The sequence below is a fragment of the Mycobacterium hubeiense genome, from assembly GCF_002838065.1.
Classification (GTDB): Bacteria; Actinomycetota; Actinomycetes; order Mycobacteriales; family Mycobacteriaceae; genus Mycobacterium; species Mycobacterium hubeiense.
Genome location: NZ_PIZU01000017.1, coordinates 74661 through 99520 on the forward strand (window position 1 = coordinate 74661; position 24860 = coordinate 99520).

28 protein-coding genes are annotated in these 24860 nt (G+C 67.5%); 16 read left to right on the plus strand and 12 right to left on the minus strand.

Going from position 1 to position 24860, the window contains the following annotated elements:
• Nucleotides 1-4 precede the first annotated feature (4 nt).
• Together CWS39_RS14970 and CWS39_RS14975 are read right to left on the minus strand one after the other, a co-directional pair.
• Complete coding sequence (locus CWS39_RS14970) at nt 5-910, minus strand: DUF8832 domain-containing protein (protein WP_102143712.1); 906 nt, start codon at nt 908-910, stop codon at nt 5-7.
• Nucleotides 911-923: 13 nt separating this feature from the next.
• Complete coding sequence (locus tag CWS39_RS14975; protein ID WP_102143755.1) at nt 924-1130, minus strand: heavy-metal-associated domain-containing protein; 207 nt, start codon at nt 1128-1130, stop codon at nt 924-926.
• A gap of 157 nt (nt 1131-1287) precedes the next feature.
• On the opposite strand from CWS39_RS14975, the gene CWS39_RS14980 reads away from it, so the two are divergent.
• From CWS39_RS14980 to CWS39_RS14990, 3 genes are read left to right on the plus strand one after another with little or no spacing between them, the layout of a single operon-like run.
• Nucleotides 1288-2481 (plus strand): L,D-transpeptidase, encoded by a 1194-nt coding sequence (locus CWS39_RS14980; RefSeq protein ID WP_102143713.1) that lies wholly within the window; start codon nt 1288-1290, stop codon nt 2479-2481.
• A gap of 36 nt (nt 2482-2517) precedes the next feature.
• Nucleotides 2518-3249 (plus strand): response regulator transcription factor, encoded by a 732-nt coding sequence (locus CWS39_RS14985; protein ID WP_199178131.1) that lies wholly within the window; start codon nt 2518-2520, stop codon nt 3247-3249.
• Between the two features lie 56 nt (nt 3250-3305).
• A complete protein-coding gene (locus CWS39_RS14990) occupies nt 3306-4361 on the plus strand; it encodes a HAMP domain-containing sensor histidine kinase (protein ID WP_102143756.1) in 1056 nt (351 codons plus the stop codon).
• Here the strand turns inward: CWS39_RS14990 and CWS39_RS14995 are convergent.
• Nucleotides 4358-4999, minus strand: coding sequence for a DUF305 domain-containing protein (locus CWS39_RS14995; RefSeq protein WP_102143715.1), 642 nt, complete (start codon nt 4997-4999; stop codon nt 4358-4360). The two genes, CWS39_RS14990 and CWS39_RS14995, sit on opposite strands and share 4 nt — an antisense overlap.
• A 77-nt stretch (nt 5000-5076) precedes the next feature.
• Nucleotides 5077-6186: an adenylate/guanylate cyclase domain-containing protein gene (locus CWS39_RS15000; RefSeq protein WP_102143716.1), complete on the minus strand. Its 1110-nt coding sequence runs from the start codon at nt 6184-6186 to the stop codon at nt 5077-5079.
• 81 nt (nt 6187-6267) lie between these two features.
• Here CWS39_RS15000 and CWS39_RS15005 point away from each other — a divergent pair, with 81 nt between their 5' ends.
• Entirely contained in the window at nt 6268-6753 is a 486-nt protein-coding gene (locus tag CWS39_RS15005; RefSeq protein WP_102143717.1) for a DNA-deoxyinosine glycosylase, read from the plus strand.
• 3 nt (nt 6754-6756) lie between these two features.
• Here CWS39_RS15005 and CWS39_RS15010 read toward each other — a convergent pair whose 3' ends face one another.
• The gene (locus CWS39_RS15010; RefSeq protein WP_102143718.1) at nt 6757-7590 is read right to left on the minus strand and encodes an AraC family transcriptional regulator; all 834 of its coding nucleotides are present in this window, start codon (nt 7588-7590) and stop codon (nt 6757-6759) included.
• A gap of 191 nt (nt 7591-7781) precedes the next feature.
• Here CWS39_RS15010 and CWS39_RS15015 point away from each other — a divergent pair, with 191 nt between their 5' ends.
• From CWS39_RS15015 to CWS39_RS15030, 4 genes are all read left to right on the plus strand, one after another.
• Entirely contained in the window at nt 7782-8141 is a 360-nt protein-coding gene (locus CWS39_RS15015) for a hypothetical protein (protein WP_142386849.1), read from the plus strand.
• Between the two features lie 57 nt (nt 8142-8198).
• Nucleotides 8199-8666 carry a VOC family protein gene (locus CWS39_RS15020; RefSeq protein ID WP_102143720.1) on the plus strand — a complete coding sequence of 156 codons (468 nt, stop codon included), beginning with the start codon at nt 8199-8201 and terminating at the stop codon, nt 8664-8666.
• 125 nt (nt 8667-8791) lie between these two features.
• Nucleotides 8792-9229, plus strand: coding sequence for an HIT family protein (locus tag CWS39_RS15025; RefSeq protein ID WP_102143721.1), 438 nt, complete (start codon nt 8792-8794; stop codon nt 9227-9229).
• A 5-nt stretch (nt 9230-9234) separates the two neighbouring features.
• The gene (locus tag CWS39_RS15030) at nt 9235-9681 is read left to right on the plus strand and encodes a nitroreductase family deazaflavin-dependent oxidoreductase (protein WP_102143722.1); all 447 of its coding nucleotides are present in this window, start codon (nt 9235-9237) and stop codon (nt 9679-9681) included.
• Here the strand turns inward: CWS39_RS15030 and CWS39_RS15035 are convergent.
• Nucleotides 9678-10715 carry an LLM class flavin-dependent oxidoreductase gene (locus tag CWS39_RS15035; protein WP_102143723.1) on the minus strand — a complete coding sequence of 346 codons (1038 nt, stop codon included), beginning with the start codon at nt 10713-10715 and terminating at the stop codon, nt 9678-9680. The genes CWS39_RS15030 and CWS39_RS15035 overlap by 4 nt on opposite strands.
• A gap of 87 nt (nt 10716-10802) precedes the next feature.
• On the opposite strand from CWS39_RS15035, the gene CWS39_RS15040 reads away from it, so the two are divergent.
• Nucleotides 10803-12410, plus strand: coding sequence for a glycerol-3-phosphate acyltransferase (locus CWS39_RS15040; protein ID WP_102143724.1), 1608 nt, complete (start codon nt 10803-10805; stop codon nt 12408-12410).
• Complete coding sequence (locus tag CWS39_RS15045; protein WP_158240350.1) at nt 12407-13156, plus strand: alpha/beta hydrolase; 750 nt, start codon at nt 12407-12409, stop codon at nt 13154-13156. Before CWS39_RS15040 ends, CWS39_RS15045 begins: the two co-directional genes overlap by 4 nt.
• Here the strand turns inward: CWS39_RS15045 and CWS39_RS15050 are convergent.
• Together CWS39_RS15050 and CWS39_RS15055 are read right to left on the minus strand one after the other, a co-directional pair.
• Entirely contained in the window at nt 13146-14003 is an 858-nt protein-coding gene (locus tag CWS39_RS15050) for a DegV family protein (protein WP_102143726.1), read from the minus strand. The two genes, CWS39_RS15045 and CWS39_RS15050, sit on opposite strands and share 11 nt — an antisense overlap.
• Nucleotides 14000-14809, minus strand: a complete 810-nt coding sequence (locus CWS39_RS15055; protein WP_102143727.1) for a uracil-DNA glycosylase — start codon at nt 14807-14809, stop codon at nt 14000-14002. The genes CWS39_RS15050 and CWS39_RS15055 overlap by 4 nt, the downstream gene beginning before the upstream one ends.
• A 75-nt stretch (nt 14810-14884) precedes the next feature.
• Here CWS39_RS15055 and tap point away from each other — a divergent pair, with 75 nt between their 5' ends.
• A complete protein-coding gene (tap, locus tag CWS39_RS15060; protein WP_102143728.1) occupies nt 14885-16102 on the plus strand; it encodes a multidrug efflux MFS transporter Tap in 1218 nt (405 codons plus the stop codon).
• Nucleotides 16103-16114: 12 nt separating this feature from the next.
• Here tap and CWS39_RS15065 read toward each other — a convergent pair whose 3' ends face one another.
• Nucleotides 16115-16765, minus strand: coding sequence for a winged helix-turn-helix transcriptional regulator (locus CWS39_RS15065; protein ID WP_102143729.1), 651 nt, complete (start codon nt 16763-16765; stop codon nt 16115-16117).
• Nucleotides 16766-16842: 77 nt separating this feature from the next.
• Here CWS39_RS15065 and CWS39_RS15070 point away from each other — a divergent pair, with 77 nt between their 5' ends.
• The 5 genes from CWS39_RS15070 to CWS39_RS15090 are packed head-to-tail and all read left to right on the plus strand — an operon-like array spanning nt 16843 to nt 21281.
• Nucleotides 16843-17571 carry a maleylpyruvate isomerase family mycothiol-dependent enzyme gene (locus CWS39_RS15070; protein WP_102143730.1) on the plus strand — a complete coding sequence of 243 codons (729 nt, stop codon included), beginning with the start codon at nt 16843-16845 and terminating at the stop codon, nt 17569-17571.
• Nucleotides 17571-18041 carry a DUF3237 domain-containing protein gene (locus CWS39_RS15075; protein ID WP_102143731.1) on the plus strand — a complete coding sequence of 157 codons (471 nt, stop codon included), beginning with the start codon at nt 17571-17573 and terminating at the stop codon, nt 18039-18041. Before CWS39_RS15070 ends, CWS39_RS15075 begins: the two co-directional genes overlap by 1 nt.
• A gap of 13 nt (nt 18042-18054) precedes the next feature.
• Nucleotides 18055-19419, plus strand: coding sequence for an FAD-binding oxidoreductase (locus CWS39_RS15080; RefSeq protein ID WP_102143732.1), 1365 nt, complete (start codon nt 18055-18057; stop codon nt 19417-19419).
• A gap of 60 nt (nt 19420-19479) precedes the next feature.
• The gene (locus CWS39_RS15085; RefSeq protein ID WP_102143733.1) at nt 19480-20703 is read left to right on the plus strand and encodes a cytochrome P450; all 1224 of its coding nucleotides are present in this window, start codon (nt 19480-19482) and stop codon (nt 20701-20703) included.
• Nucleotides 20703-21281: a TetR/AcrR family transcriptional regulator gene (locus CWS39_RS15090; RefSeq protein WP_102143734.1), complete on the plus strand. Its 579-nt coding sequence runs from the start codon at nt 20703-20705 to the stop codon at nt 21279-21281. The genes CWS39_RS15085 and CWS39_RS15090 overlap by 1 nt, the downstream gene beginning before the upstream one ends.
• A gap of 13 nt (nt 21282-21294) precedes the next feature.
• Here the strand turns inward: CWS39_RS15090 and CWS39_RS15095 are convergent, their stop codons facing one another.
• The 3 genes from CWS39_RS15095 to CWS39_RS15105 all read right to left on the minus strand — a co-directional run bounded on the left by CWS39_RS15095 (nt 21295) and on the right by CWS39_RS15105 (nt 24859).
• Nucleotides 21295-22011, minus strand: coding sequence for a siderophore-interacting protein (locus CWS39_RS15095; RefSeq protein WP_102143735.1), 717 nt, complete (start codon nt 22009-22011; stop codon nt 21295-21297).
• 65 nt (nt 22012-22076) lie between these two features.
• Complete coding sequence (locus CWS39_RS15100; protein WP_102143736.1) at nt 22077-23216, minus strand: acyltransferase family protein; 1140 nt, start codon at nt 23214-23216, stop codon at nt 22077-22079.
• Nucleotides 23213-24859: a DEAD/DEAH box helicase gene (locus CWS39_RS15105; protein ID WP_102143737.1), complete on the minus strand. Its 1647-nt coding sequence runs from the start codon at nt 24857-24859 to the stop codon at nt 23213-23215. The genes CWS39_RS15100 and CWS39_RS15105 overlap by 4 nt, the downstream gene beginning before the upstream one ends.
• Nucleotide 24860 lies beyond the last annotated feature (1 nt).

Consider the following 24860-nt stretch of genomic DNA (forward strand, 5'->3'; position numbering starts at 1 on the left):
GATGTTAGTGGCCGTGGCCGGTCGCCGGGGCCTGGTCGACGGGCTGCGCGTCGTCAACGGACACGGTGAACTCGGCGGTGCGCACCACGTCGTCGTGCTTGAACTCGAGGAACAGCCGGTAGCCGCCGCCGCTCGGGAATGTGGTGTGGAAGCCGATGTCGGGGCCCGCAGGTGTGGTGCCGTCCCCGGGCTCTCCCATCGGGTGCACGTGAAGGTAGGCCAGGTCGGAGGCGCGCAGCGCAACCAGATGGCCGTAGGCGCCCAGGTAGGGCTGAAGATCGCTGACGGGCTTGCCATTTCGGGTGATCGACAGCGTCAGCTCGGATTCCTCGTTGGCCCGTGGGTGTGCGTTGATGCGCACGGTGTAGCCGTCGACAGTGGCCGTCGTGGCGGCGGCCGGCAAGGGCCGAGGGTCGTATCGGCCCGCGACGTCCAGGTCCGCGCCCAATGTCAGGGCCTGGCCGCCGGCCGGGGTGAAGTCAGCGAACACCCGGTAGTCCCCCGCCCTACTGAGATCCAGTGGGACGCTCCAGGTTCCGCTGGCATCCAGTGTCGGATGCACATGCTGATAGCCCACCATGTCGCGACGGACCACGATCAGATGCAGCTGCTTTTCGTGGCTTTCGACGTAGTTTGTGACCGCGACGCCGTTGGGCCCGATGATGCGAAAGCGCAGGGGCACTTGGGGACCGGCATCCACGCGCGTTTCGGCGAGCTCGAGGGTGTAGCCGTTCTTTGTGGATGTAAGGCCGTCGGGCAGATCCGCGCTCGCAGCGCGCGCCGAGGTGTCCTTTGGTTCGACTGCGACATTGCCGCGATCCGGGCCGACGGCGGCCCCGAGCCCGACGGCGGCGGCGAACACCACGACAAGGCCGAGCACGAAGCCGGCGATCTTCTGGGGAGCGTTCACTTTCTGCCCTTACTCAGCTGGCCAGCCGGTAGCCGGCCTCTTCGACCGCGCCCCGGATCACGTCGGCGTCAATCTGTCGGTCGCTGTCAATCGTGACAGTGCCGCTGTTCAGATCGACATCGACCGCCGCGACGCCGGGGATGCTGCCGACCTCTTCACGCACCGATGAGGCGCAATGTCCGCAGGTCATGCCCGATACGGTGACGGTGGTGGTGCTCATGCGGCGGTCCTTTCTGTGGATCTCTTCCAATGCAGTCATACCATACCCCCCCAGGGTATTCCATCCGGCTTTATCGAATCTTCATCGAAGGACTAGCGGAGCCATAGGGGCGGCGAGCAGGCTCGACTAGCAGTACGACTGTGAAGGCGGTGTGTAGATGATCCGTCGGCATCGATCTTGGCTGGCGGCCCTTGTGCTGATCCCGGCGATCGCGCTTGCGCTGATTGCGTGCACCGACTCCGCTCCCCCGCCGGTGCAGACGATCCCCGACAAGGGCGACCCATTCGACGACCTGCTGGTGCCGAAGCTGCAGGCGTCGGTGACCGACGGCGCGGTCGGCGTCGAGGTCGCGCAGCCCGTCACCGTGCGGGTCGACGGCGGAGTGCTCGGCCCGGTCAGCATGGTCAATGAAGTGGGCGAGCCGGTGGCGGGCCAGCTCAGTTCCGACGGGCTGATCTGGTCGAGCGCCGAGCCGTTGGGCTACAACAAGCAGTACACGCTGCGGGCAGAGGCGCTGGGCTTGGGCGGTGTCGCGCGTAATCAGATGACGTTCCAGACCCGCGCACCGGAGAACCTGACCATGCCCTACGTGTTGCCGAACGATGGTGAGGTGGTGGGCGTCGGGCAACCGGTGGCGATCCGGTTCGACGAGGACATCCCTAACCGGCTGGCCGCCCAGCAGTCCATCAAGGTCACCACCACGCCTGAAGTTGAGGGCGCGTTCTACTGGCTCAGCAATCGCGAGGTCCGTTGGCGCCCACAGAATTTCTGGAAGCCAGGGACGACGGTCGAGGTCGCGGTGAACGTTTACGGCGTCGATCTCGGGGACGGGCTGTTCGGTCAAGACAACGTCACCACCCGCTTCACCATTGGTGACGAGGTCATCGCGACGGCCGACGACAACACGAAGGAACTGACCGTCCGCATCAACGGTGAACTCGCCAAGACCATGCCGGTGTCGATGGGCAAGAACAGCACACCGACCAACAACGGCACCTACATCATCGGCGACCGCTACCCGCGCCTGATCATGGACTCGTCGACCTACGGTGTACCGGTCAACTCGCCCAACGGATACCGCCTCGAGGTCGACTGGGCCACCCAGATGTCCTACAGCGGAATCTATGTGCACTCCGCGCCCTGGTCGGTGGGCAGCCAGGGCAACACCAACGTCAGCCACGGTTGCCTCAACGTCAGCCCCAGCAACGCGGTGTGGTTCTTCAACAACACGAAACGCGGCGACGTCGTCCAGGTCGTGAACACCGTCGGCTCGACCTTGCCGGGTACGGATGGGCTCGGCGACTGGAACATTCCCTGGGAGCTGTGGAAGGCGGGCAACGCGAGCGCGTGAGGCTTGTTCAGCCGGCGTCGGGGCACGATGACAGGTATGACGGCACATCAGGGTGGCGGCTCGGCCGGGTATCGGGCACTGGTTGTCGACGACGAGGTTCCGCTGGCCGGAGTGGTGGCCAGCTACCTCAAGCGGGAACACTTCGAGGTCAGCACCGCGCACAACGGGCACCATGCGCTCGCCTTGGCCTGGGAGAACGACCCCGACGTTGTGGTGCTCGACCTTGCGCTTCCGGGCCTCGACGGCTTGGAGGTATGCCGCCAGCTGCGCACCTTCTCGGATGCCTACGTGGTGATGTTGACCGCGCGCGACACCGAGATGGACACCATTGTCGGCCTGTCCGTCGGCGCCGACGACTATGTGACCAAGCCGTTCAGCCCCCGCGAATTGGTGGCACGCATCCGAGCCATGCTGCGCCGTCCCCGCAGCGTCACCCCGGGTAGCGAGGTCGGCCCGGCGCAACCCCCGCGGGTGTTCGGCCCGTTACGGGTCGACGTTGCCGGACGGCAGGTGTTCATCGATGATGATCCAATCATGTTGACGCGCACCGAATTCGATGTCTTGGCCGCGCTGTCGGCTCGACCCGGTGTCGTCTTGAGTCGACGGCAGCTTCTCGACGCGGTCTGGACGCACGACTACGTCGGCAACGAGCACCTCGTCGATGTCCACATCGGCCACCTGCGACGCAAGCTCGGCGACGATCCGGCCGCCCCCCGGTTCGTGATCACCGTCCGGGGCGTCGGATATCGAATGGGAGATGGACAGTGACGTCGCCGACGAAGCGCAGTCCGGGAATCGGGGTCCGGCTGCTGGCGGCCCAGGCCATGGTGCTGCTGGCCGGTGCGGTGACCACCTGGATCGTGGCCGCTGTCGTCGGGCCGCCGCTGTTTCGCGAACATCTCGAACTCGCCGGAGTACCAGCCGAATCCAGCGAGCAGATGCACGCCGAAGAGGCGTACACATACGCCACCGCGATCTCCATCGGGGTGGCCTTGGGTGTGGCCGCGTTGGCAGCGCTGGTGGTGACGTGGTACCTCAGCAGGCGGGTGCAACGCTCGGTCACCGAAGTGTCCTCGGCCGCCGCGGCCGTTGCCGACGGGCGCTACGACGCTCGCGTGTCCCCACCGCGGTTGGGCGACGATTTCGACGCTCTGGCAGAGGCGTTCAATCAGATGGCAGGTCGACTCGAATCGGTGGAAGCGACCCGGCGTCGCCTTTTCGGTGACCTCGCTCACGAGATTCGCACACCGGTGTCTGTGCTGGAGGCCTATCTCGAAGCCGTCGAGGACGGCGTGAAAACCCTTGACCCGGAAACCACCACCCTGTTGCGTGACCAGACCAAGCGGCTGGTCCGGTTTTCCGATGACGTTGCGGCGCTTGCTCAGGCGGAAGAAGGTGGCGCCCTCATCGCTCCGACTTCGGTGCCGCCCGACACGTTGATCGGCGCCGCGGTGGCCTCGGTGACAGACCGATTCGCAGCCAAGGGCATTGCGCTCGCATCGGATGTCGACGCGGATCTACCTTGCGTATGGGTGGATCCACAGCGATTCGCCCAAGTGCTGGGCAACCTGCTCGACAACGCCCTTCGACATACTCCGAGCGGTGGCCGGGTCGACGTGGTTGCCCGCGCAGACCGGGGTCAGCTCCGGATCACCGTGGCAGACAACGGCGACGGAATTGCCGCCGAACACCTACCGCATGTATTCGAACGCTTCTATCGCACCGATACGGCACGCGACCGCGACCACGGCGGGGCCGGAATCGGCTTGGCGATCACGAAGGCGATCGTCGAAGCTCATCAGGGCCGGATCAGCGTGGCCAGCGAAGGCCCAGGGACCGGAACAACTTTCACGGTCACGCTGCCATTCGATCGGAGCTAGAGCTCGCCGAGAAGCCGCTTCATGGTGTCGATTTCCTGCTGCTGCGTGGTGACGATCGCCCGTGCCATTTCGATCGCCGGCGGATATTGACCGTCGTCGATTTCCTTCTGCGCCATGGTGATTGCACCCTCGTGGTGCTCTATCATCTGCGTCAGGAACAGCTTGCCGGCTTCGACGCCCTGCGCGTTGTTCAGCGCCGTCATGTCCTCTTCGGACATCATGCCGGCCATGCCCGACATGCCCGGCATGTCACCGTGTCCCGGGGGCATCGATGACATCGGCGGCATGGGCGGATTGCCCCACTGCTTCAACCAGTCCTGCATCTGCTGGATCTCGGGGCCCTGGGCGGCCTTGATCTGATTGGCCAGTTCGCTCACTCGAGGATCGATGCCCTGCTTGGCCAGCAGCATGTCGCTCATTTCGACCGCCTGCTGGTGATGGGGAATCATGTGTTGCGCGAACATCATGTCGGCGTCGTTATGCGCTTCGGCACGCTGCGTGGTGGTCGGGCTTGCCGCCGCCGACGTGGTGTGCCCCGGTTCGTGCTCCGTCGCAGGTTCGGTCGAATCGCTACACCCGGCCGAGACAACCAGCGCCGTGATGGCGCCGGCACCGATCAGAACTGTTCGCTTCCACATGTCTACGAGCCTTCCGGCGATCCATCAGGCTCCGCTAGTGGTTCGATGAAGTTTCGATAAAGCCCGCCCCGGGCGGGTTAAGCCCGCTCGACGCGGAAGAGCTTCACTTCGTCGCGCACGCCTTTGAGGCGGCGTGCACCCATCGGGAACCATTCGAAGCCATCGGCGTTGCCGACGGCGTCCCGCGTCGATTCCGCGACCAGCACCGTCCCGGGACGCGCGGCGGCGGTCACCCGGCTGGCCAGATTGACGGGACTGCCATACCAGTCGCCGGCCCGGGTGACCGCGCAACCGGATGCCACACCGATTCGCAAGCGTGGCAAGTCATTTGCCGCCGCTTCGTCGGCGAGGTCCAGCACCGCCGACAACAGCGGGACGGCCTGGAAGGACACCAGCATCACCGCGTCGCCAATCGATTTGACGAACCGGACCGGAGCCGTCGCGACATCGTGGGCAAGTTCGGCCAGCCGGCTGGCCAGGCGCTCCAACTCCTCGGGCGGCATCGCCTCCCCCAGCCGGGTGAACCCGGCGACGTCGGCAAAGGCGACAGTGACCGCTCGGGCGCCGGGCAGCATGCCCGCGGCGCGCTCGGCGGCGGTGACGGCCTCCTGCTCGAACGAGTGCCGCAGTTCCAGACGTGTCAGGTCGTCCATCAGCGGCCCGATCTTGGGAGCCGCGCGAATCGCCAACTGCTCGGACGCCTTGGCCAATTCGATCTCGGTGGCCCCCGGCCGCAACAGCGTCTTCAGGGCCGCTTCGCGCATCATCGCGGCCGCATGCCCCAGGCTCTCCACGAGCACCCGCATCACGGCAACCGCATCGTCGGGGTGATAGCCGAGATCCAAAAAGAACGTCACGTGCCGTACCGCTTCGGCGTCCGCACGCGGCAAGACAGCGGCATCGGGATCATCGATGCGGGGCAGGCCGATGGCCCGCTGCAGGCGTTGCAGCAGCTCCAGCTCGATTCCCGTCGACTCGCAGATTTCGCGCGCCGATACGAGGGTCCCGTCGTCGCCCAGCACCCGGTAGGCGGGCAGCATCAGCGGAGCCGCCACCGACGCGCGAATGTGTTCGATGTCAAAGCCCCGCTCGAGCAGCCAGGCGATAAGCTCCGCGCGTTCTTTACGCGCCTCGCCCTCGAGCCCGTCGAGCAGGCCCAGCGCCTCGAAATCGAGGTCAGCCTCCATGCCGCCACACTATTCGCTCAACCGGGGCCGTCGAGTCCGATTCCGCGTCCGCTTCGGCACGATGTCCGATGTGATGGGACCATGACGACGCTGTACGGACTGCCGCCGATCATCGGCGACGGCGCGCGGCTGCTGATCCTCGGCAACATGCCGAGCGCGATGTCGCTGGCGGCTGGGCAGTACTACGCAAACCCACGAAATGCGTTCTGGCGCATCACCGGTGAGATCTTCGGGTTCGACTCCGCCGGCCCATATCAGGAGCGCGTCGCGGCGTTGCAGTCCCACGGTGTCGCGGTGTGGGATGTGCTGCATTCGTGCCGCCGCGTCGGCAGCCTGGACTCCGCCGTGGAACGAGACAGCATGGTGCCCAACGATTTTGCGGCGCTGCTCGTCGAGCATCCGACGATCGAGCGCATCGTCTTCAACGGCGCGGCGGCCGAACAGAACTTCAGCCGGCTGGTGCAGGACAAGCCGTCGATCCCCACCGTGCGGCTGCCGTCGACGAGCCCGGCTCAGACCATGCGCTACCCGGACAAACTGCGAGCCTGGCGGACCGCATTGGCGTGACCCTCAGCCGCCGTGTCTGGCGGCATACTCGCCCGGCGTGCAGCCCAGCATCGCACGGAAGTCGTTGATGAAATGCGCCTGGTCATACCAGCCGAGCCGGACGGCCAGGTCGGCGAAGTCGACGCTTGGATGGGTCTCGATTTCCAGCGCGGCCTGCTGCAAGCGGTATCGGCACAGCACCCATTTCACCGGGACGCCGACGTATCGACGAAACACCCGCTGCGTCGTGCGCACGCTCCACGGCGAGCACTGCATCACCTGATCCACCCGGTGCAACCGGTCGTCATCGCGGATCCGGTCGATCAACGCGGTGAGCGCCACGTACGTCGCATCGAGTTCACCCCGGTAGGCCGCGATCGCGACATCCAGCGCAGCGGCCGCCGAGCTGATGTCGTTGTCGAGATCGATTGGCCCACCGAACAACTCCTCGTCGGCCAGTTGCACGCGCCCGGTCAATGCGGACGCATCCCGGTTGAACCGCGCCGCAAAGCCACCCGGGCGGAACCGCGCGCCGACCACCGCGCCGCGCTCGCTGATCGTGGTGCGAAACACCCGCTCCACCACACCGTGAACCAGTGTCGCCGGCAACCGAAAACCGTGTCGCGGACCGTCTTCCCCCCACTCATGGGTGAGATGAACCGACGGGAACGTGATCACGGTGCTGTCGTGCGGTTCGCGCCCGCGAAGATCCCAGCTGACTGACCAGAAATGGTCGACGAACCGTGCAGTGTCCTCTGATGGCGCCCAGCGGTGCAGGTCGAAGACGTCGGCGCTCGCGGCGCGCCCGACCAGGCCGCGGATGGGGGCCGGTTGTGTCGCGTTTTTCCAAGCGCCCACGGATGTCAAGGCTACGAGTTCTGCGAACCCGTCTTGCAGGTGCCCTGCCAGGCCTAGACTTTGCCGGCTAGCACATTTTCGACCTTTCCGTCCGATCCGCGGACGGACGTTGAGGCCGCCTCATCACGTGAGGACGCCTGATGATATCTCTATCTAGAAGCGCACATTTTCGGCAGCTTGCGCTCGGCGGCTTGATTGCGGTGGCTGCGACGTTGAGCGGCAGCGCTTTTGGCGACAGTGCGATCGCCTGCGCCGACACCCAGGGCTGGGACGAAGCCGCCTATCAAGAATGCGTGACGGGCTACGAAGCGCAGAAGGAAGACGACTACGTCAGCTGGTACGAGGGCGTGAAGGGGTGCTGTAAAGGGCTCGGCGGGGTGTGGCACGACCAGCAGCCCGGCCAGGAAGCCCGCTGCGACCCGCCGAAGCCGAGGTTTGACGTGCCGCCGGTCGGCGGGATCAGCGAGGTGCTGACGCCCGCTCCCCCACCACCGCCGGTGAGGCAGCCGCCGGGCGTCATCAACGAGACGCTCGCCCCCGTGCATCCGTGAACGCGTTGGCGCGTTTTTCCAAGCGGGCCTTGGGGGTCCGTCACGACACTCGGTGACATGAGCGTCAAAGCGATTCCGGAGGGCTACACGAGCCTGACCCCGTTTCTGTGTGTCGACGGCGCCGCAGAGGCGATCGACTTCTACGAGTCGGTTTTCGGCGCCAAACTGGTAGATCGGATGGACGGACCCGACGGCACGGTCGCCCATGCCGAACTCGATTTCGGCAACGGCCGGCTGCAACTGGGCGACCCGGCGGAGGCCTATCAGATCGCCGCGCCGGACCCCCATGCCCCGGCCACCCATTCGATCGGGCTGTACTGCGAGGACGTCGACGCGGTTGTCGCCAAGGCCGAGGCCGCGGGCGCCACGGTCCGCGAGCCTGCGCAGACCTTCGTCACCGGTGACCGGTTCGCGTCGATCGTCGACCCGTTCGGTCAGCGCTGGACGGTGATGACCCGCGTCGAGGACGTGTCACCGGAGGAGGCCAAACGCCGCTTGAGCGAGTGGGCCAAACAAAACGTCTAGCCGCTCCAGCCCACCACCGCGAGACTGTCGTTATCCAGACGAAGTGCGAGTAGCGACCCCGGTAACAACAGTCTCGCGGGTGTTGGCCTCGGGTTGGCCTCGCGACGACCCGCTACCGTTGCGGCATGTCCTGTGTCTTCTGCGCCATCGTCGCCGGCGACGCCCCGGCCATCCGCATCTACGAGGACGACGACTATCTGGCCATCCTCGACATCCGCCCGTTCACCCGCGGCCACACCCTGGTGTTCCCGAAGCGCCACACCGTCGACCTGACCGACACCGCGCCGGATACGGTCGCGGGCATGGCGACGCTGGGCCAGCGCATCGCCAAGGCCGCGCGCCTGTCGGGTCTGGATGCCGACGGCAACAATGTCGTCATCAACGACGGCAAGTCGGCGTTCCAGAGTGTCTTCCACATCCACCTGCACGTAGTGCCGCGGCGCAGCGGGGACAAGCTGTCATTCGCCAGGGGCATGGTGCTGCGCCGTGACCCCGACCGCGAGGAGTCCGGCCGGTTGCTGCGCGAGGCGCTGGCGCAGTTGGATGCGGCTCAGCAAGACTGAGCGTCATGGACATTTCCCGGATGATCGAGCAGCGCATCGGCGTGCCGCTGTTGATGCTGCACGACAAGATCTACCAGGGCACCAACGGCCGCATCGGCCACCGGATCCCGTTCGGCCCGCCGAACCTGCTGCTGCATACCGTCGGCGCCAAGACCGGACTGCCGCGCACGAATTCGCTGACCTACGCCAGGGACGGCGACACGTACCTCGTCGTCGCCTCAAAGGGCGGTGACCCCAAGGCGCCCGGCTGGTACCACAACCTGAAGAAGAACCCGAACGTCGAAATCAACGTCGGGCCAAAACGATTCAAGGTAACGGCCAAGCCCGTGCTGCCCGACGATCCGGACTACAAACGGCTGTGGGAGATCGTCAACAAGAACAACGCCAACCGCTACGAGAACTACCAGAAGCGGACGTCGCGGCCGATCCCCGTGGTGGTGCTGACGCCTTAGAACAGCTCTTTGGCCAACAGCTCCAGTGTCTTGACGCGTCCTGGCGACGACGCCGGATCCGTACCGCGCCGGGCCGATGCGACGGGGTTGACCATCACCTCGTCGACGCCGAATTCCTCGGCCAGCGCCCGCATCTGCTCGGCGGCCTCAGAAGGTGATCCGACGACCGCCCGCCGCAACCCGGCGTCGACGATCCGCTGCTCCTGCGGACTCAGCGACGCCGCTTCGGCGTCCTCGACGAGGTCGAGCGCCCCGAGCGGCTGACCGGTGCGAAGCCGAGCCATCATCTGCAGGTTCGGCAGCATCAAAGCCCTTGCCTCAGCGGATGTTTCGGCTACCACGGCGTTGACCGTCAGGAATGTCAGCGGCTCCGAAGCCAGATCACTCGGCCGGAACTCGGAGCGGTACACCGCCAGCGCTTCAGCGGTGCCCTGACCCGAGAAGTGATGCGCGAACACATACGGCAATCCCTTGGCCGCCGCCAGATGCGCGGAATACATCGACGAGCCGAGCAGCCACAGCATCGGCTCTGAGGTCGCCAAGGGTGTGGCCTTGAGGATGTAGCGCTGATTCGGGATGGGCACCCGCACCCCGCGGGCGCTCATCAATGCGACCACGTCGTCCAGATAATCGGGGAACGCCTCGATGTCGCGATCATCGCGGCCGGCCGCACCGCGCAGCGCCATCGACGTCACCGGATCCGAACCGGGCGCCCGGCCGATGCCGAGGTCGATGCGCCCGGGATGCGCGGCCTCCAGCAGCGCGAACTGCTCGGCGACGGCCAGCGGCGCGTGATTGGGCAGCATCACGCCGCCCGAGCCGAGCCGCAGTTGCGACGTCTGCGCGGCCAGGTGCGCAATCAGCACCGGCGGGCTGGTGGCTGCCACCGCAGGCATGTTGTGGTGCTCGGCGAGCCAGTAACGGGTGTAGCCGAGCCGGTCGGCCGTCTGCGCCAGGTGCGTCGTCGCCGCCAACGCATCCGACGTCGACTGGTCGGTGCGCACCGGGACGAGATCGAGCACGGAAAGTCGCATGACAGCGTCAACGCCAATTCGCCGCAACGCGTTCCCTGGGCAGGCGAAACAGTTGACAAGCTCACGTTACGGCGCTGCTATCGACATATGGACGTCCTCGTCGTGGTTGGGGCGTATCTGCTGGGCGCGGTCCCGTTCGCTCAGATCGTTTCCCTGCGCCGGCACGGCACTGATTTGCGTTCGGTCGGCACCGGCACCGTTTCCGGCACCGGCCTGTACCGGGTCGGCGGCTTCGGCGCGGTCGCGCTGGGCGGCGGGCTGGACGTGCTCAAGGGTGTGGCCGCCGCGATGCTCGCCCGCGACGACAAGTGGTTGGCGGTCGGCGCGGCCGCGGCCGTGGTGATCGGCCACTGCTGGTCGGTGTTCCTGCGCGGCGCCGGCGGCCGGGGGTTGTCGCCGGCCATGGGCGCGCTGGCCGTCCTGTACTGGCCGGGCGCGGCGCTGCTGCTGGNCGCGGCCGTGGTGATCGGCCACTGCTGGTCGGTGTTCCTGCGCGGCGCCGGCGGCCGGGGGTTGTCGCCGGCCATGGGCGCGCTGGCCGTCCTGTACTGGCCGGGCGCGGCGCTGCTGCTGGCGGGGCTCGCGATCGGTCGGCTGGTCAAGGAAACCGGGCTGGCGGCCTTCGTCGCCGACCTGATTCTGGTGGTGGTGCTGACCGTCACCCACACCGGTTGGGGGTTGGCGCTGGCCGGGGCCGTCGTGCTGCCAATGTTCGTCAAGCGGGTGCTCGGCAACGCACCGTTCCCGGCCGACAAGCTGCAGATCGCGGCGAACCGGCTGCTCTACGACGCCGACCGTCGCCGTGCCCGGCGTGACGAGACACGGGCGGCGACCCTGGAGGCGATGGTCGGGTTACTGGCGGCGCGACTGGACCGCCACCGCGACGAGCTGAACCGCCTCAATGTTTATCCCGTACCCGACGGCGACACCGGCGACAACCTGGTCGCGATGATGGACGCGGTCACCGCTCGGCTTCCGGGCGACGTCGTGGACGCGGTCGCGACCGGCGCTTTGTACGGCGGTCGCGGCAGCTCGGGCGTGATCTTCGGGCAGGCATTGCGCGGGTTCGCCACCAGCCTGCCCGATCGCTTCCAGGCCGCGGACCTGGCCTCGGCGCTCACCGCGGCCGCGGCGGCGGCCCGCGACGCCGTCGGCGACCCGGTCGAGGGCACCATCCTGACCGTGGCCGACGACGCGGCCCGGCGGGCGACGGCCGTGGCGGCCGCCGGCGCCATCGCCGACGTGGTCACCGCCGCCGCCGAGGAAGCGCGGCGCTCGTTGATGCGGACACCCGATCTGCTGCCCGCGCTCGCCCGCGCGGGGGTGGTCGACGCCGGCGGGGTGGGCTATGTGTTGTTCCTGGACGCGCTGGCGGAGGCGGTCACCGGATTGGCGAATCCGCCGATCGAACTCGCGTCCGCGACACAGCAGGCGGAAGCCATGGAGGCCGGCGCCGGCGGACAATACGAGGTGATGTGCCTTATCAGCGCCGACCGCGCCCGGTTGCAGCAGCTGCGCGAGAGGTGGCTGGCGCTCGGCGACACGATCGCAATCGCGGGCGGCGATCACACCTGGCGCTGCCACGTGCACACCGACGACGTGGACGGCGCGCTCGCCGCGGCGCGGGAGGCCGGCGCCGTCTCGGAGGTCGAAGTCACCGACCTCGCCGGCCAACATGGCGGCGCGGTGCAGTGACCCGCGTCGACGACATCATCCTGCGGACGGCCGACGGCGCCCGGCTAGCCGGCGACGTGTACCACCCGTCCGACACACCCCGCGGCGGAGTCGTTGTCGTGCACGGCTTTTCGGCCACCCGTCGACTCGAAGCCGTCGTCGAACAAGCGCGCTCACTGGCTGATGCCGGCTACCTGGTGCTGACGTACGACGGACGCGGGCACGGCATGTCCGACGGCGAGTGCACGCTGGGCCGTCTCGAGGTACACGACGTCGGGGCCGCGGTGGCCCACCTCGGCGGCGCGGTCGACCAGATCGTCACGGTCGGCGCGTCGATGGGGGCGCTGGCGGTGCTGTCGCATGCGGTCGGCAACGGCGGGCTGGCGGGCATCGTCTTGGTCAGCATCGCGACGTCGTGGCGATCGGTCACCACGGCCCGTGGCGCAGCGGCGGCCCTGTTCACCCGCACCACGGCCGGACGCGCGTACATGCGCCGCGCGACCGGGACGCGCATCTCGCCGATCTGGCAGTCCTCCGGCGCGCCCACCGCCCAGGTGCGACGGGTTCATGTGCCGGTGGCCATCGTGCACGGCAAGGCCGACGCGATGGTTCGAGCGCGGGCGGCGCTGGACGTGTACCGCGCGGCGTCCGACCCCCGTCGCATCGATCTCGTCGACGGCATGGGGCACGCGTTCCAGCTCGAAGGTGTCCCCGCGGTGACGCGGGCGGTCGAGTGGGCGTTCGAGCAGCACCCGGTCAACCGGTAGCCGTCAGCGCCGGATCCTCCCACGCCACACCGATGACCGGACCGGTGCTGGCGGCCATCACCGGGCTGAACAGCGCGATGTCGACCTCGACGTCGGGTCGTGCGATGCGGATGCGCTCGGCGAGCTGACGGGCGTCGTCGTCCAGCAGCGCGTGGCTGACCACGACGCGGCCGGGGCTGCCCTCCGGGAAAACCGCCAGCACCCGCCGATAGACGCGCTCGATGCCGCGACGGATGCCGCGCACCGCCCCGACGGGCCGCACCTCGGCTTCGGGTCCGAAGGTCAGCATCGGCTTGACGTCGATGGCGTCGCCGAACTTCGCGAGCGACGTCGGCATCCGCCCCGTGTAGGCGAGCCGCTTGAGCCCCTCGAGCACGAACTCCAGACGGTATGAGCCACGCCGACTTTCGGCATTTCGGACCAGTACCTCGAGACTTGCACCGCGGTGCGCCTCTTCGGCGAGCCGACGCACGTATAGGCCCTCGGCGGCGGCCGCGGTCTTGGAATCCACGACTTCTGCGGGGACGCCGACGATTCTGGCGGCCGCGCGCGCGCTGTCGAAGGTGCTGCTCAACCGTTGCGCCAGGGTGACGACGAGCAGACCGTCGGCGCCGGCGTCGACCGCACCCGCCATGACGTCGAGCCAGTCCCCCACCGACGGCGCGGCGGTCTTGTGGCTGATGGTGTCGTCGAGGCGGGCGTAGAACTCTTCCGCGGTGAGGTCGACGCCGTCGCGGTACTGCGTGCCGTCGAGGATGAGGATGATGCCGACCATGCCGATATTGAGCCGGGCCCGCAGCTGCGGAGACAGACACGCGACGCTGTCGGTGATGACGGTGACGCTCATGACATCAGATCCTTTGCATGAGCGAAGATTTCGTCGAGCATCGCCGGTGTCAGCTTCCCGGTGAAGGTGTTCTGCTGGCTGGGATGGAAGCAGCCGATCAGGTGCCTGCCAGACGGCAGCTCGGCCGTCGCGGCGTGGCCGAACTTCGGGGCCGGCTTCGGGTGATCACCCACCATGTGCAACGCCGCGCGCCAGGCGAACGCGCCGAGCGCCACGATCACCTTTACATGGGGGCCGACGAGCCGCCATTCGGCGTCCAGCCACGGCGCACACGTCACGCGCTCGGCCGGCGTGGGCGCATTACCCGGCGGTGCGCATCGCACTGCCGCCGCGACCCGAGTGTGCTTGAGCACCAACCCATCTGCGGCGTCCACGCACTCGGGCTGGTTGGCCAGCCCGGCGCGGTGCAGGGCGGCGAACAGGAAGTCGCCGGATCGGTCACCGGTGAACACCCGCCCGGTGCGGTTGCCGCCGTGGGCGGCCGGTGCCAGACCGACGATCATCAATCGTGGTTCTTTTGCGCCCCAACCGGTTACGGGTCGGCCCCAGTAGGGCTGATCGGCAAACGACTTCCGCTTGACGACCGCCACTTCTTCGCGCCAGGCCACCAGCCGGGGACAGGCGCGGCACACCGACACCAAGGCGTCGAGCTCGTCGACCGACGTCACGGCGGCGGCCAGCGCGCAGACCTGCGCGGCGTCGAGTGCGGCCACGGTGTCGGGCGTCGCGGGATCACCCGGCCAGCCGGCACCCGGCGGCACCGGCGAGTCGAACAACGCGCCGGTGCGGGGATGAGCCAACAGCACACCATTACTGTGCCCGCCGCGGAAAATGCGGTGCCGAGCGGGTTGGTTCGCTGTTAGATTCGGCCGCGGTATCCGATGAACACCTCCAAGCGCGGCCCACTGTTGCTGATCCTGTTCGCCGCGCTGATGGCCGGTACGGGCAACGGCATCTCGATCGTCGCGTTCCCCTGGTTGGTGTTGCGGCGCACCGGATCCGCGCTGGACGCGTCGATCGTGGCCATGGCGGGGACTTTGCCGCTGCTGGTGGCCACGCTGATCGCCGGCGCGGCAGTGGATTACCTGGGCCGGCGGCGGGTGTCGATGATCTCCGATCTGCTGTCCGCGTTGTCGGTGGCGGCGGTGCCGGTGTTGGCGCTGACGTTCGGGGCGGACGCGGTCAACGTCGCGGTGCTCGCCGGGCTGGCCGCGCTGGGCGCGTTCTTCGACCCGGCAGGGATGACGGCGCGCGAGACCATGCTGCCGGAGGCGGCGACCCGCGCCGGGTGGACGCTGGATCACGCCAACAGCGTCTACGAGGCGGTGTTCAACCTGGCCTACATCGTCGGCCCCGGCATCGGCGGCCTGCTGATCGCCACATTGGGCGGCATCAACACCATGTGGGTGACGGCGGGCACGTTCGGCTTGTCGATCGCCGCGATCTCGGTGCTGCGGCTGGAAGGCGCCGGCAAGCCCGACCTTGAGCAGCTGCCCGAGCGGGTGTGGACGGGCATCGTCGAGGGGCTCCGGTTCGTCTGGCGCACACCGGTTTTACGGACGTTGGCATTCGTGGATTTGGCCGCGACGGGGCTGTACATGCCGATGGAGAGCGTGCTGTTTCCGAAGTACTTCAGCGACCGCGACGAGCCGGCACAGCTGGGCTGGGTGCTGATGGCGTTGAGCGTCGGCGGCCTGATCGGCGCGCTGGGTTACGCGGTGCTGTCGAAGTACATGAGCCGGCGGGCGGTGATGTTGACCGCGGTGCTGACGCTGGGTGTGGCGATGACGGTGATCGCGTTCCTGCCGCCGCTGCCGCTGATCTTGGTCCTGTGCGGCATCGTTGGCTTCGTGTACGGGCCGATCGCGCCGATCTACAACTACGTCATGCAGACCCGCGCGCCGCAGCACCTGCGCGGCCGGGTGGTCGGGGTGATGGGTTCGCTGGCCTATGCGGCGGGACCGTTGGGGTTGATCGTGGCCGGGCCGCTGGCCGATGCGGCGGGCCTGCACGCGACGTTTCTGGCGCTGTCGCTGCCGATGCTGTTGCTGGGCGTGGTCGCGGTGTTCTTGCCGGCGCTGCGGGAGCTGGACCGTTAGCGCCGGCGTTGGCTAGGCCCGGACCCGCGGCGGGGCAAAGACTTTCGCGAGTCGTCGCACCGCCCGCGGGTCGCCGTCGATGTTGAGCTTGCCGTCGGCGACCAGCGCGGGCACCCGGCCGGGGTCCATCGCCGCGGCCAGCACATCGACGTCGCCGGTCAGCGTAACGTCGACGGCGGTGTCATCGTCGACCGTGTCGACGCTGTGGCGACCGATGCGCATCGTCGTCGCGCCCTCCGGCGTCACCAAGCGCACGACGGTGTCCGGTCCGCTGCGGTCCTCGCGGACGAAGGCCCGCACGGCCCTGGCCAACCATTCGGGGCGCACCGCGTCGCGTGGTTCGCGGGTCTCGAGCAGGTGTCGGCCCCACCGCGCGAATGCGTTGACGACGTCTTCGAGTGCGCGCCCGTCGTCGGTGAGCTCGTAGACGCTGCCGGTCGCCGGTTTGGGCAGGCTGCGCTTGCGGACCAGGCCGTGTTTCTCCAGGTCACGCAAACGCCCGGCCAACATGTCGGTGGCGATCGGTTTCAGCCCCGCCAGCAGGTCGCCGTAGCGCTTCGGCCCGTCGAGCAGGTCGCGCACGATCAGCAGCGACCAGCGGTCGCCGACCAGATCGAGGCTCTTCGCGAGCGCACAGTGCTGACCGTAGGAGCGGGACGCCATAGCGGCAGTCTACTGGGTGCTTGGTTTTTCAGAGTTAGTACTTGCTTTTTCCAAGTATCTGGATTTAGCGTGTTCACATGACCACACTCACCAAGCTGGCCGATGAGGCCGCGGCGGAGGCTCTGGCTTTCGCCGACCTTCTCGACGAGACCGTCGACCGCCACTCCCCGACTCCCTGCGAGGGCTGGACCATCGACGACCTGGCCGCCCATGTCGCAAGCGGCATCTTTCGCGACGCGGAGTCCTTTCACCGGGCGCGTCTGGGCACGTCAACACCTCCCGGCGAATTGGCCTTGGACAGCAAGGATTTCGCTGAAGCGATTCGGTTGGGCGTCGATCACCTGCGTGATGCCGTGGACCGTGGGCCGTCGCCGTGGCCGACGGTTCCGATGCCGTTCGGCGGCTACCCTGCCGACGTCGCGCTGCAATGTCTGGTCATCGAATTCGGTGTGCACCGCAACGACTTGGCGATCGCGCGCGGCGACCTGCAGGCACCGTTCAGTCCGGCGACGCTCGAGGCGATGTTCGGGTTCGGCGAGCTCTATCTGCTGATGCAGGCCGCGCCGATGGGCAGCGGACCGATCGGCTTCACGGTCGTCGCGCCGTCCAAGACGGTGGCCATCAGCTGGGACGGCAGCGCCTGGTCGGCCGGACCGGGCGACGGGCCGCAGTGCCGCATCACGGCATCCGACGACGCCGCCGCACGCCTGATGTTGCGACGGCTAGACATCTTTGACCCGCAGATCTCGCTGGACGATCCGGCCGGGGTGGCCGATCGTTTCGCCGACGCCATCAGGCCGCTGTGATGTTGGTCGACATCGCCGCGGAGCCGGCGCTCGAGCATCTGCTGGACATTCGCATCGCGCTCGATCCGGTGCACATCTTCACCACGCCGGTCGGCATGCGGATTACGAGCATGATCAAAGAGGGCCGCTGCGAGGGCCACGCGATCGCCGCGGACGTGCTGCCCGGCGGTGGCGACTGGGCACTGTTCGGCACCGATCGGGTGGCCCGCCTGGACGTGCGGGCCACGCTGCGCACCGACGACGGCGCGGATATCCACTTCACCAACACCGGCCGCATCCAGATGAGCCCCGAAGTAGCCCAACGCTTTTCGGCGGGTGAACTGATCCGCCACGACGAGATGTACGCGCGGTCCAGCCCGTTGTTCGACACCGACGACGAACGCTATCGGTGGCTCAACGCGGTTCATACTGTTGCGATCAACGAGGTTTCGCTCTCGGCGGTGCACTATCGGGTGTTTGCCGTGCGCTGACTAGGATTGGGGGGTGCAGTCCGTATTGGCCGAGCTCATTGCCGAGCTGCCCGAGGGTGTCGTCGTCACCGATCCCGACATCCTCGCCTCGTACCGGCAGGACCGCGCCTTCGATCCCAGCGCCGGGACCGCGATGGCCGTGATCCGGCCGCGGCGCACCGAAGAGGTGCAGACGGTGTTGCGGTGGGCGTCGGCGCACAAGATCGCGGTGGTACCGCGCGGCATGGGCACCGGGCTGTCCGGCGGGGCGACGGCGCTTGACGGCGCCATCGTGCTGTCGACCGAGAAGATGCGCGATATCACCGTCGACCCGGTGACGCGCACCGCCGTCGTCCAGCCCGGCCTGCTGAATGCCGAAGTCAAGAAGGCCGTCGCCGACTACGGGCTGTGGTACCCGCCGGATCCGTCGTCGTTCGAGATCTGCAGCATCGGCGGCAACATCGCCACCAACGCCGGCGGGCTGTGCTGCGTGAAGTACGGCGTCACCACCGATTACGTGCTGGGCCTTCAGGTGGTGCTGGCCGACGGCACCGCGGTGCGCCTCGGCGGGCCGCGCCTCAAAGACGTTGCGGGGCTGTCGTTGACGAAGTTGTTCGTCGGCAGCGAGGGCACGCTGGGGGTGATCACCGAGGTGACCCTGAAGCTGTTGCCGGCCCAGCATCCGGCATGCACCGTGGTGGCGACGTTCGATTCGGTGGAGGCAGCCGCGAGCGCCGTCGTCACGATCACCGGCAAGATCCGGCCGTCGATGCTGGAGTTCATGGACTCGGTCGCGATCAACGCCGTCGAGGACAAACTGCGGATGGGCTTGGACCGCAATGCCGCCGCGATGATGGTGGCCTCCTCCGACGACCGCGGCGCGGCCGGCACCGAAGACGCCGAATTCATGGCGCGGGTATTCACCGAAGCCGGTGCGAAAGAAGTGTTTTCGACCGACGACCCGGACGAGGGCGAGGCGTTCGTCGCGGCCCGGCGCTTCGCGATCCCAGCGGTGGAGGCCAAGGGTTCGCTGCTGCTCGAGGACGTCGGGGTGCCGCTGCCGGCGCTGGCCGATCTGGTCGGCGGCGTGGCGAAAATTGCGGCCCGGCACGACCTGATGATCTCGGTGATCGCGCACGCCGGCGACGGCAACACCCATCCGCTGATCGTCTTCGATCCCGCCGACCCCGCGATGGCCGAACGCGCGCACACCGCGTTCGGCGAGATCATGGATCTCGCTGTCGGCCTGGGCGGCACCATCACCGGCGAACACGGCGTCGGCCGGCTCAAGCGGCCGTGGCTGGCGGGCCAGTTGGGGCCTGAGGCGATGGCGCTCAACCAGCGGATCAAGCAGGCGCTCGATCCGGACAACATCCTCAATCCGGGCGCGGCGATCTAGCGGTTCGCGTACGTAACGCCGGCAGTTGACACCGTCTGGGATTTGTCGTACTCATGAGACATGACAGCTTCTGTGTCTCATGAGGCACGCTTCGAACTCGCCGACGCCGACACCTGGCCCAACCCGTGGCCGATGTACTCGGCGCTGCGCGACCACGATCCGGTACACCACGTCGTGCCGGCCGACCACCCCGAGCATGACTACTACGTGCTGTCTCGCCACGCCGACATCTGGGCGGCGGCGCGCGATCACGAGACCTTCTCCTCGGCACAGGGGCTGACCGTCAACTACGGCGAACTGGAAATGATCGGCCTGGCGGACAATCCGCCGTTCGTCATGCAGGATCCGCCGGTGCACACCGAGTTTCGCAAGCTGGTTTCACGCGGCTTCACGCCTCGCCAAGTGGAGGCCGTGGAGCCCAAGGTCCGCGAGTTCGTCGTCGAGCGCATCGAGGGGTTGCGCGCGAAGGGCGGGGGCGACATCGTCGCGGAGTTGTTCAAACCGCTGCCGTCGATGGTGGTGGCGCATTACCTCGGTGTGCCCGAGGAGGATCGCACACAGTTCGACGGGTGGACCGACGCGATCGTCGCGGCCAGCACCGAACCCGGCGGCGTGGCGACCGCGGGCGACGCCGTCATGCAGATGATGGGCTACTTCTCCGAGCTCATCGAGCGGCGGCGCCGTGAGCCCGAGGACGACACCATCTCGCATCTGGTGGCCGCGGGCCTGGGCGCCGATGGCGATATCGCGGGCACGCTGTCGATCCTGGCGTTCACGTTCACGATGGTCACCGGCGGCAACGACACCACCACCGGCATGCTGGGCGGCACCGTGCAGCTGCTGCACCGTCGGCCGGACCAGCGGCGGCTGCTGGCGGAGAATCCCGCGCTGATCCCCGACGCGATCGACGAGTTCCTGCGCCTCACCTCGCCCGTTCAAGGCTTGGCCCGCACCGCCACCCGCGATGTCACCATCGGTGACACCACGATTCCGCAGGGCCGCAAGACCCTGCTGCTGTACGGGTCGGGCAACCGCGACGAGCGTGAATTCGGCCCGGACGCAGGCGAACTCGACGTCACTCGACGTCCGCGCAACATCCTGACGTTCAGCCACGGCGCCCACTTCTGCCTGGGTGCGGCCGCGGCGCGTATGCAATCGCGGGTCGCGTTGACCGAGTTGCTCTCGCGCTGCCCGGATTTCGAGATCGACGAGTCCGGCGTCGTCTGGGCCGGTGGAAGCTACGTACGACGGCCGCTGTCGGTGCCGTTCACGGTGAGGTCCTGATGCCCGGCGACTGGCTCGCCGCACGACGCTCCGAGGTGGCCGCCGACCGCATCCTCGACGCGGCCGGCGAGTTGTTCGCCCGGCAGGAGGCCGCCACCGTCGGCATGCACGAAATCGCCAGTGCGGCAGGATGTTCACGGGCCACGCTGTATCGGTACTTTGAGAATCGCGAGGCGCTCTACACCGCGTATGTGCACCGAGAGAGTTATCGCGTCTACCAGGAGATGACGGAGAAGCTGGCCGGCGTCCACGATCCAGCGCAGCGGCTGCTCGACGGCATCACGGTGGCGCTGCGCATGGTCCGCGAAAGTCCCGCGTTGTCATCGTGGTTCGCCACCAATCAACGGCCCATCGGCGGCGAGATGGCCGAACAGTCCGACGTCATCAAGGCGTTGGTGGAGGCGTTCGTCGCCTCGCTGGGCCCCGGCGACAACGTCGAGCACCGGGCGCGCTGGCTGGTGCGGGTGATGACGTCGCTGCTGGTCTTCCCCGGCCGCGACGAAGCCGACGAGAGGGCCATGATCGAGGAGTTCGTACTCCCCACCGTGATACCCGCCGCCGAGCGGGCGGGCCAATAGCCGCGAGCGACCGTCAGGCCGACCAGTACGCCTGCGCCTTAATGGATTTGCGGGGGATCTGGTATTCCTCGCGGAACAGCTTGGCCACTGCGCGGGTGGTGCGGTTGTCGCACGCCACCCAGCCGAAGTGGTCGGACGCGTCGAACGCCGCCGAGCGCACCGCCTCGACCAGCGCCTCGCCGGCGTTCTTGCGATCTACCCACACCACGTCGGCGTCCCGCGCGATCGGCAGCTCGCGGTCGTCGTCGTGCGCCGACTCCAGGAACACCCGCGCCGGGGCGTCACCGATCGCGTCGAGCAGGGAGTTGATGGCGGGCAGCGAGGCGGTGTCGCCGACGATGACGTATCCGGCCGGAGGCGGCTCGGGCAGCGAGAAGTTGCTGCCCAGCACGGTCACCTCGAGCACGTCGCCGGCCTTCGCCTGCTGCGCCCATCGCGTGGCCAGCCCGTCGTGCATGGCGAAGTCGATGTCCACCGTGCCCGCCGCGGGGTCGGGATTGACCAGGGTGTAGCCGCGCTGGTGCGATTTCGCACCGTCGGGAAACCAGCCGCGCACCCACATCGTCGGGTGGAGGGGACGGTCGTTGAGCAGCTCGGGCGCCGTGAAATGCAGCCGCAGGTAGTTCGGGGTGATCTCGGTCCGGCCCGTGACGGTCATCTCGTAGTCGCCGCCGCGCCACAGCTTGACCAGCGCACCTTGGATCCCACGCGATGTCTTTTGGTCGGACATCTGCCCTCATTTCACTCGACAACTTAGGGCAGCATAACCTATCTAAGCGGCCAAGGCGGGGCCCCTTAGGAGCGGACGCGCGTGAACCGGTGCAGCAGCCAGGCCAACGGGATCGTCACGATCATCGTGACCACGAACAGATTGACCATGGAGCCGGTGTAGATCGGATACCGCAGGATCTCCACCATCACCAGCTCCATGGTGATCAAGTGGATGAGGAAGATCTCGTAGGAGATTTCGCCCAGGAACACCATCGGTCTGCTGGCCAGGAATCGCGAGTACCAGCCGCGATTGCCCAGCGCCAGCGGCGCCACCGCCAACGTCGCGATCACCGTGTAGAACGCCGTCTTGGCCAGCGCCTCGCGTAGCTCGGCGGGTGAGGTGGTGGGTTCACCGGCGATCGGCGTGGAGACGATGAAGTAGCAGATGATCGCCAGCGGCAGGCAGGCGAACGCGTAGGCGCGCGCCCCCATCGCGTGCAGCGCCGCCAGCATCATGCCGCCGACGAACCACGCCAGGTAGGTGGGCAGCCAGAGCCGGGCGCCGTCGGGCAGGAAGTCGGTGGTGTGCACCAGCACCAGCCACGCCGGTGAGATCGCCAACAATGCGACCAGTCCGGTCAACAGCAACCGGGGCTGCCAGCGCCGCCGGCACAGCAACACCAGCAGGAGGTAGGCCAGCGCAGGCAGCGCGATATAGAACGCCACCTCCACGGCAAGGCTCCACATCTGCGTAAGCCCTTGGTGCAGAAAGGCGTACAGGTAGTTGTCGGTGTAGATCTGGGTCAACGTGAGGTTGCGGAACAAGCCTTCCCAGGTGTGTCCGGGGTTCGGCCCGGCGGTGCGGAAGTGGTACACAAGGTAGGCCGCCAACACGGTGACGACATAGGCCGGCATGATTCGTCGCACCCGGTGCCAGGCGTAGCGGCGTACCGACGGTGGCGGGCCGCCGGTGGCCGCGGCGTCGACCCAGGGCCGAAACAGCAGAAACCCCGACAGCACGAAGAAGATCGGCACGCCGATCTCCATCCGGGAGCAGACCAGCCCGAAATAGCCCTGCGGGTATTTGCCGGTGGTGTAGGCGGCGTGGGTGCCCATCACCAGAAGGGCTGCGACAGCGCGGATTCCGGTCAGCGAGGCGACCCGCTCGGCTTTCGAAATCGATTCCAGGCCGCCTTGGGCGTCCAGGTCCCGCGACAACGTCATGGGGTTTTCCGACGGCTTTTCGCCGGACCCCGATCCGGCTGCAGATTGATCTTGACGCCCGAGATCCGGGTGTTCTCAAGGGCTTTGAGCGTTTTCTTCGGCAGCTTGGCCGGCAGTTCAACGAGCGAGAAGTCGGGACGGATGGTGATGTGGCCGAACTCGCTGCGGTGCAGACCACCTTCGTTGGCGATCGCGCCGACGATATGGCCGGGCCCGACTTTGTGCCGCTTGCCGACGGAGATGCGGTAGGTGGCCAGGCCCTCGCGGGGCTTGCGGTCGGGTTTCGCCGAGCGCTCGGGTCGTTCGCGGCGTTTCTCCGGCGGCGGCTCGACCATGAGGAACTCTTCGCCGTCGCGCGACTGCACCGCCAACGCGGCGGCGATATCGGCCATCGTCACGTCGTTGTCACGTTCGTAGTCTTCGATAAGCCTGCGGAACAGATCGATACCCGGCGCGTCGAGCGCCTCGCTGATCGAGTCGCGGAACTTCGCCACGCGTTGGGCGTTGACATCCTCGACGCTGGGCAGCTCGGCCTCGATCAGCGTTGAGCGGGTGGCCTTTTCGATTGACCTGAGCAGGTGGCGCTCGCGCGGCGTGACGAACAGCAGCGCGTTACCCGAGCGGCCGGCGCGTCCGGTGCGGCCGATGCGGTGCACATACGATTCGGTGTCCTGCGGGATGTCGTAATTGAGCACGTGGCTGATGCGTTCGACGTCGAGGCCGCGGGCGGCGACGTCGGTGGCGATGAGGATGTCGATGTCGCCGTTCTTCAGCGCCGCGATGGTCCGTTCCCGCTGGGCCTGCGGAATGTCGCCGTTGATGGCGGCCGCGGCGAAACCACGGGCCTTCAACCGCTCGGCCACCTCCTCGGTGGCCTGCTTGGTGCGGACGAACACGATCATCGCCTCAAACGGCTCGACCTCGAGCACCCGGGTCAGCGCGTCCATCTTGCGCGGCCCCGACACTTGGATGTAGCGCTGCGAAATGTTCTCCGCGGTCGCGGTTTTTGCCTTGACCGTCACTTCGACGGGATCGTGTAGGTACTTGGTGGTGATCTTGCGGATGGCGGGCGGCATGGTCGCCGAAAACAAGGCGACCTGCTTGTACTCCGGGGTGTCGGCGAGGATGCGTTCGACGTCCTCGGCGAAGCCCATCTGCAGCATCTCGTCGGCCTCGTCGAGCACCAGGTAGTCGAGATGGGACAGGTCCAGCCGGCCCTTTTCCAGGTGGTCGATCACGCGGCCGGGCGTGCCGACGACGATCTGCGCCCCGCGTTTGAGCCCCGCCAGTTGTGGGCCGTAGGACGAACCGCCGTAGATCGGCAGCACGTTGATCTGAGGCAGGTGCGCGCCGTAGCGGCCGAACGCCTCGGCGACCTGCAGTGCGAGCTCCCGGGTGGGGGCCAGCACCAACGCCTGGGTGGCGCGGCTGGCCGTGTCGATCTTGGACAGGATCGGGATGGCGAATGCCGCCGTCTTGCCGGTGCCGGTCTGGGCCAGGCCGACCACATCGGAGCCGGCCAGCATCGCGGGGATGGTGGCGGCCTGGATGGCCGACGGCGTTTCGTATCCGACGTCGCCGACGGCCTGCAGCACCGACGGGTGAATCTGCAGGTCAGCAAAGGTCAGTTCGGGCGACGTCACG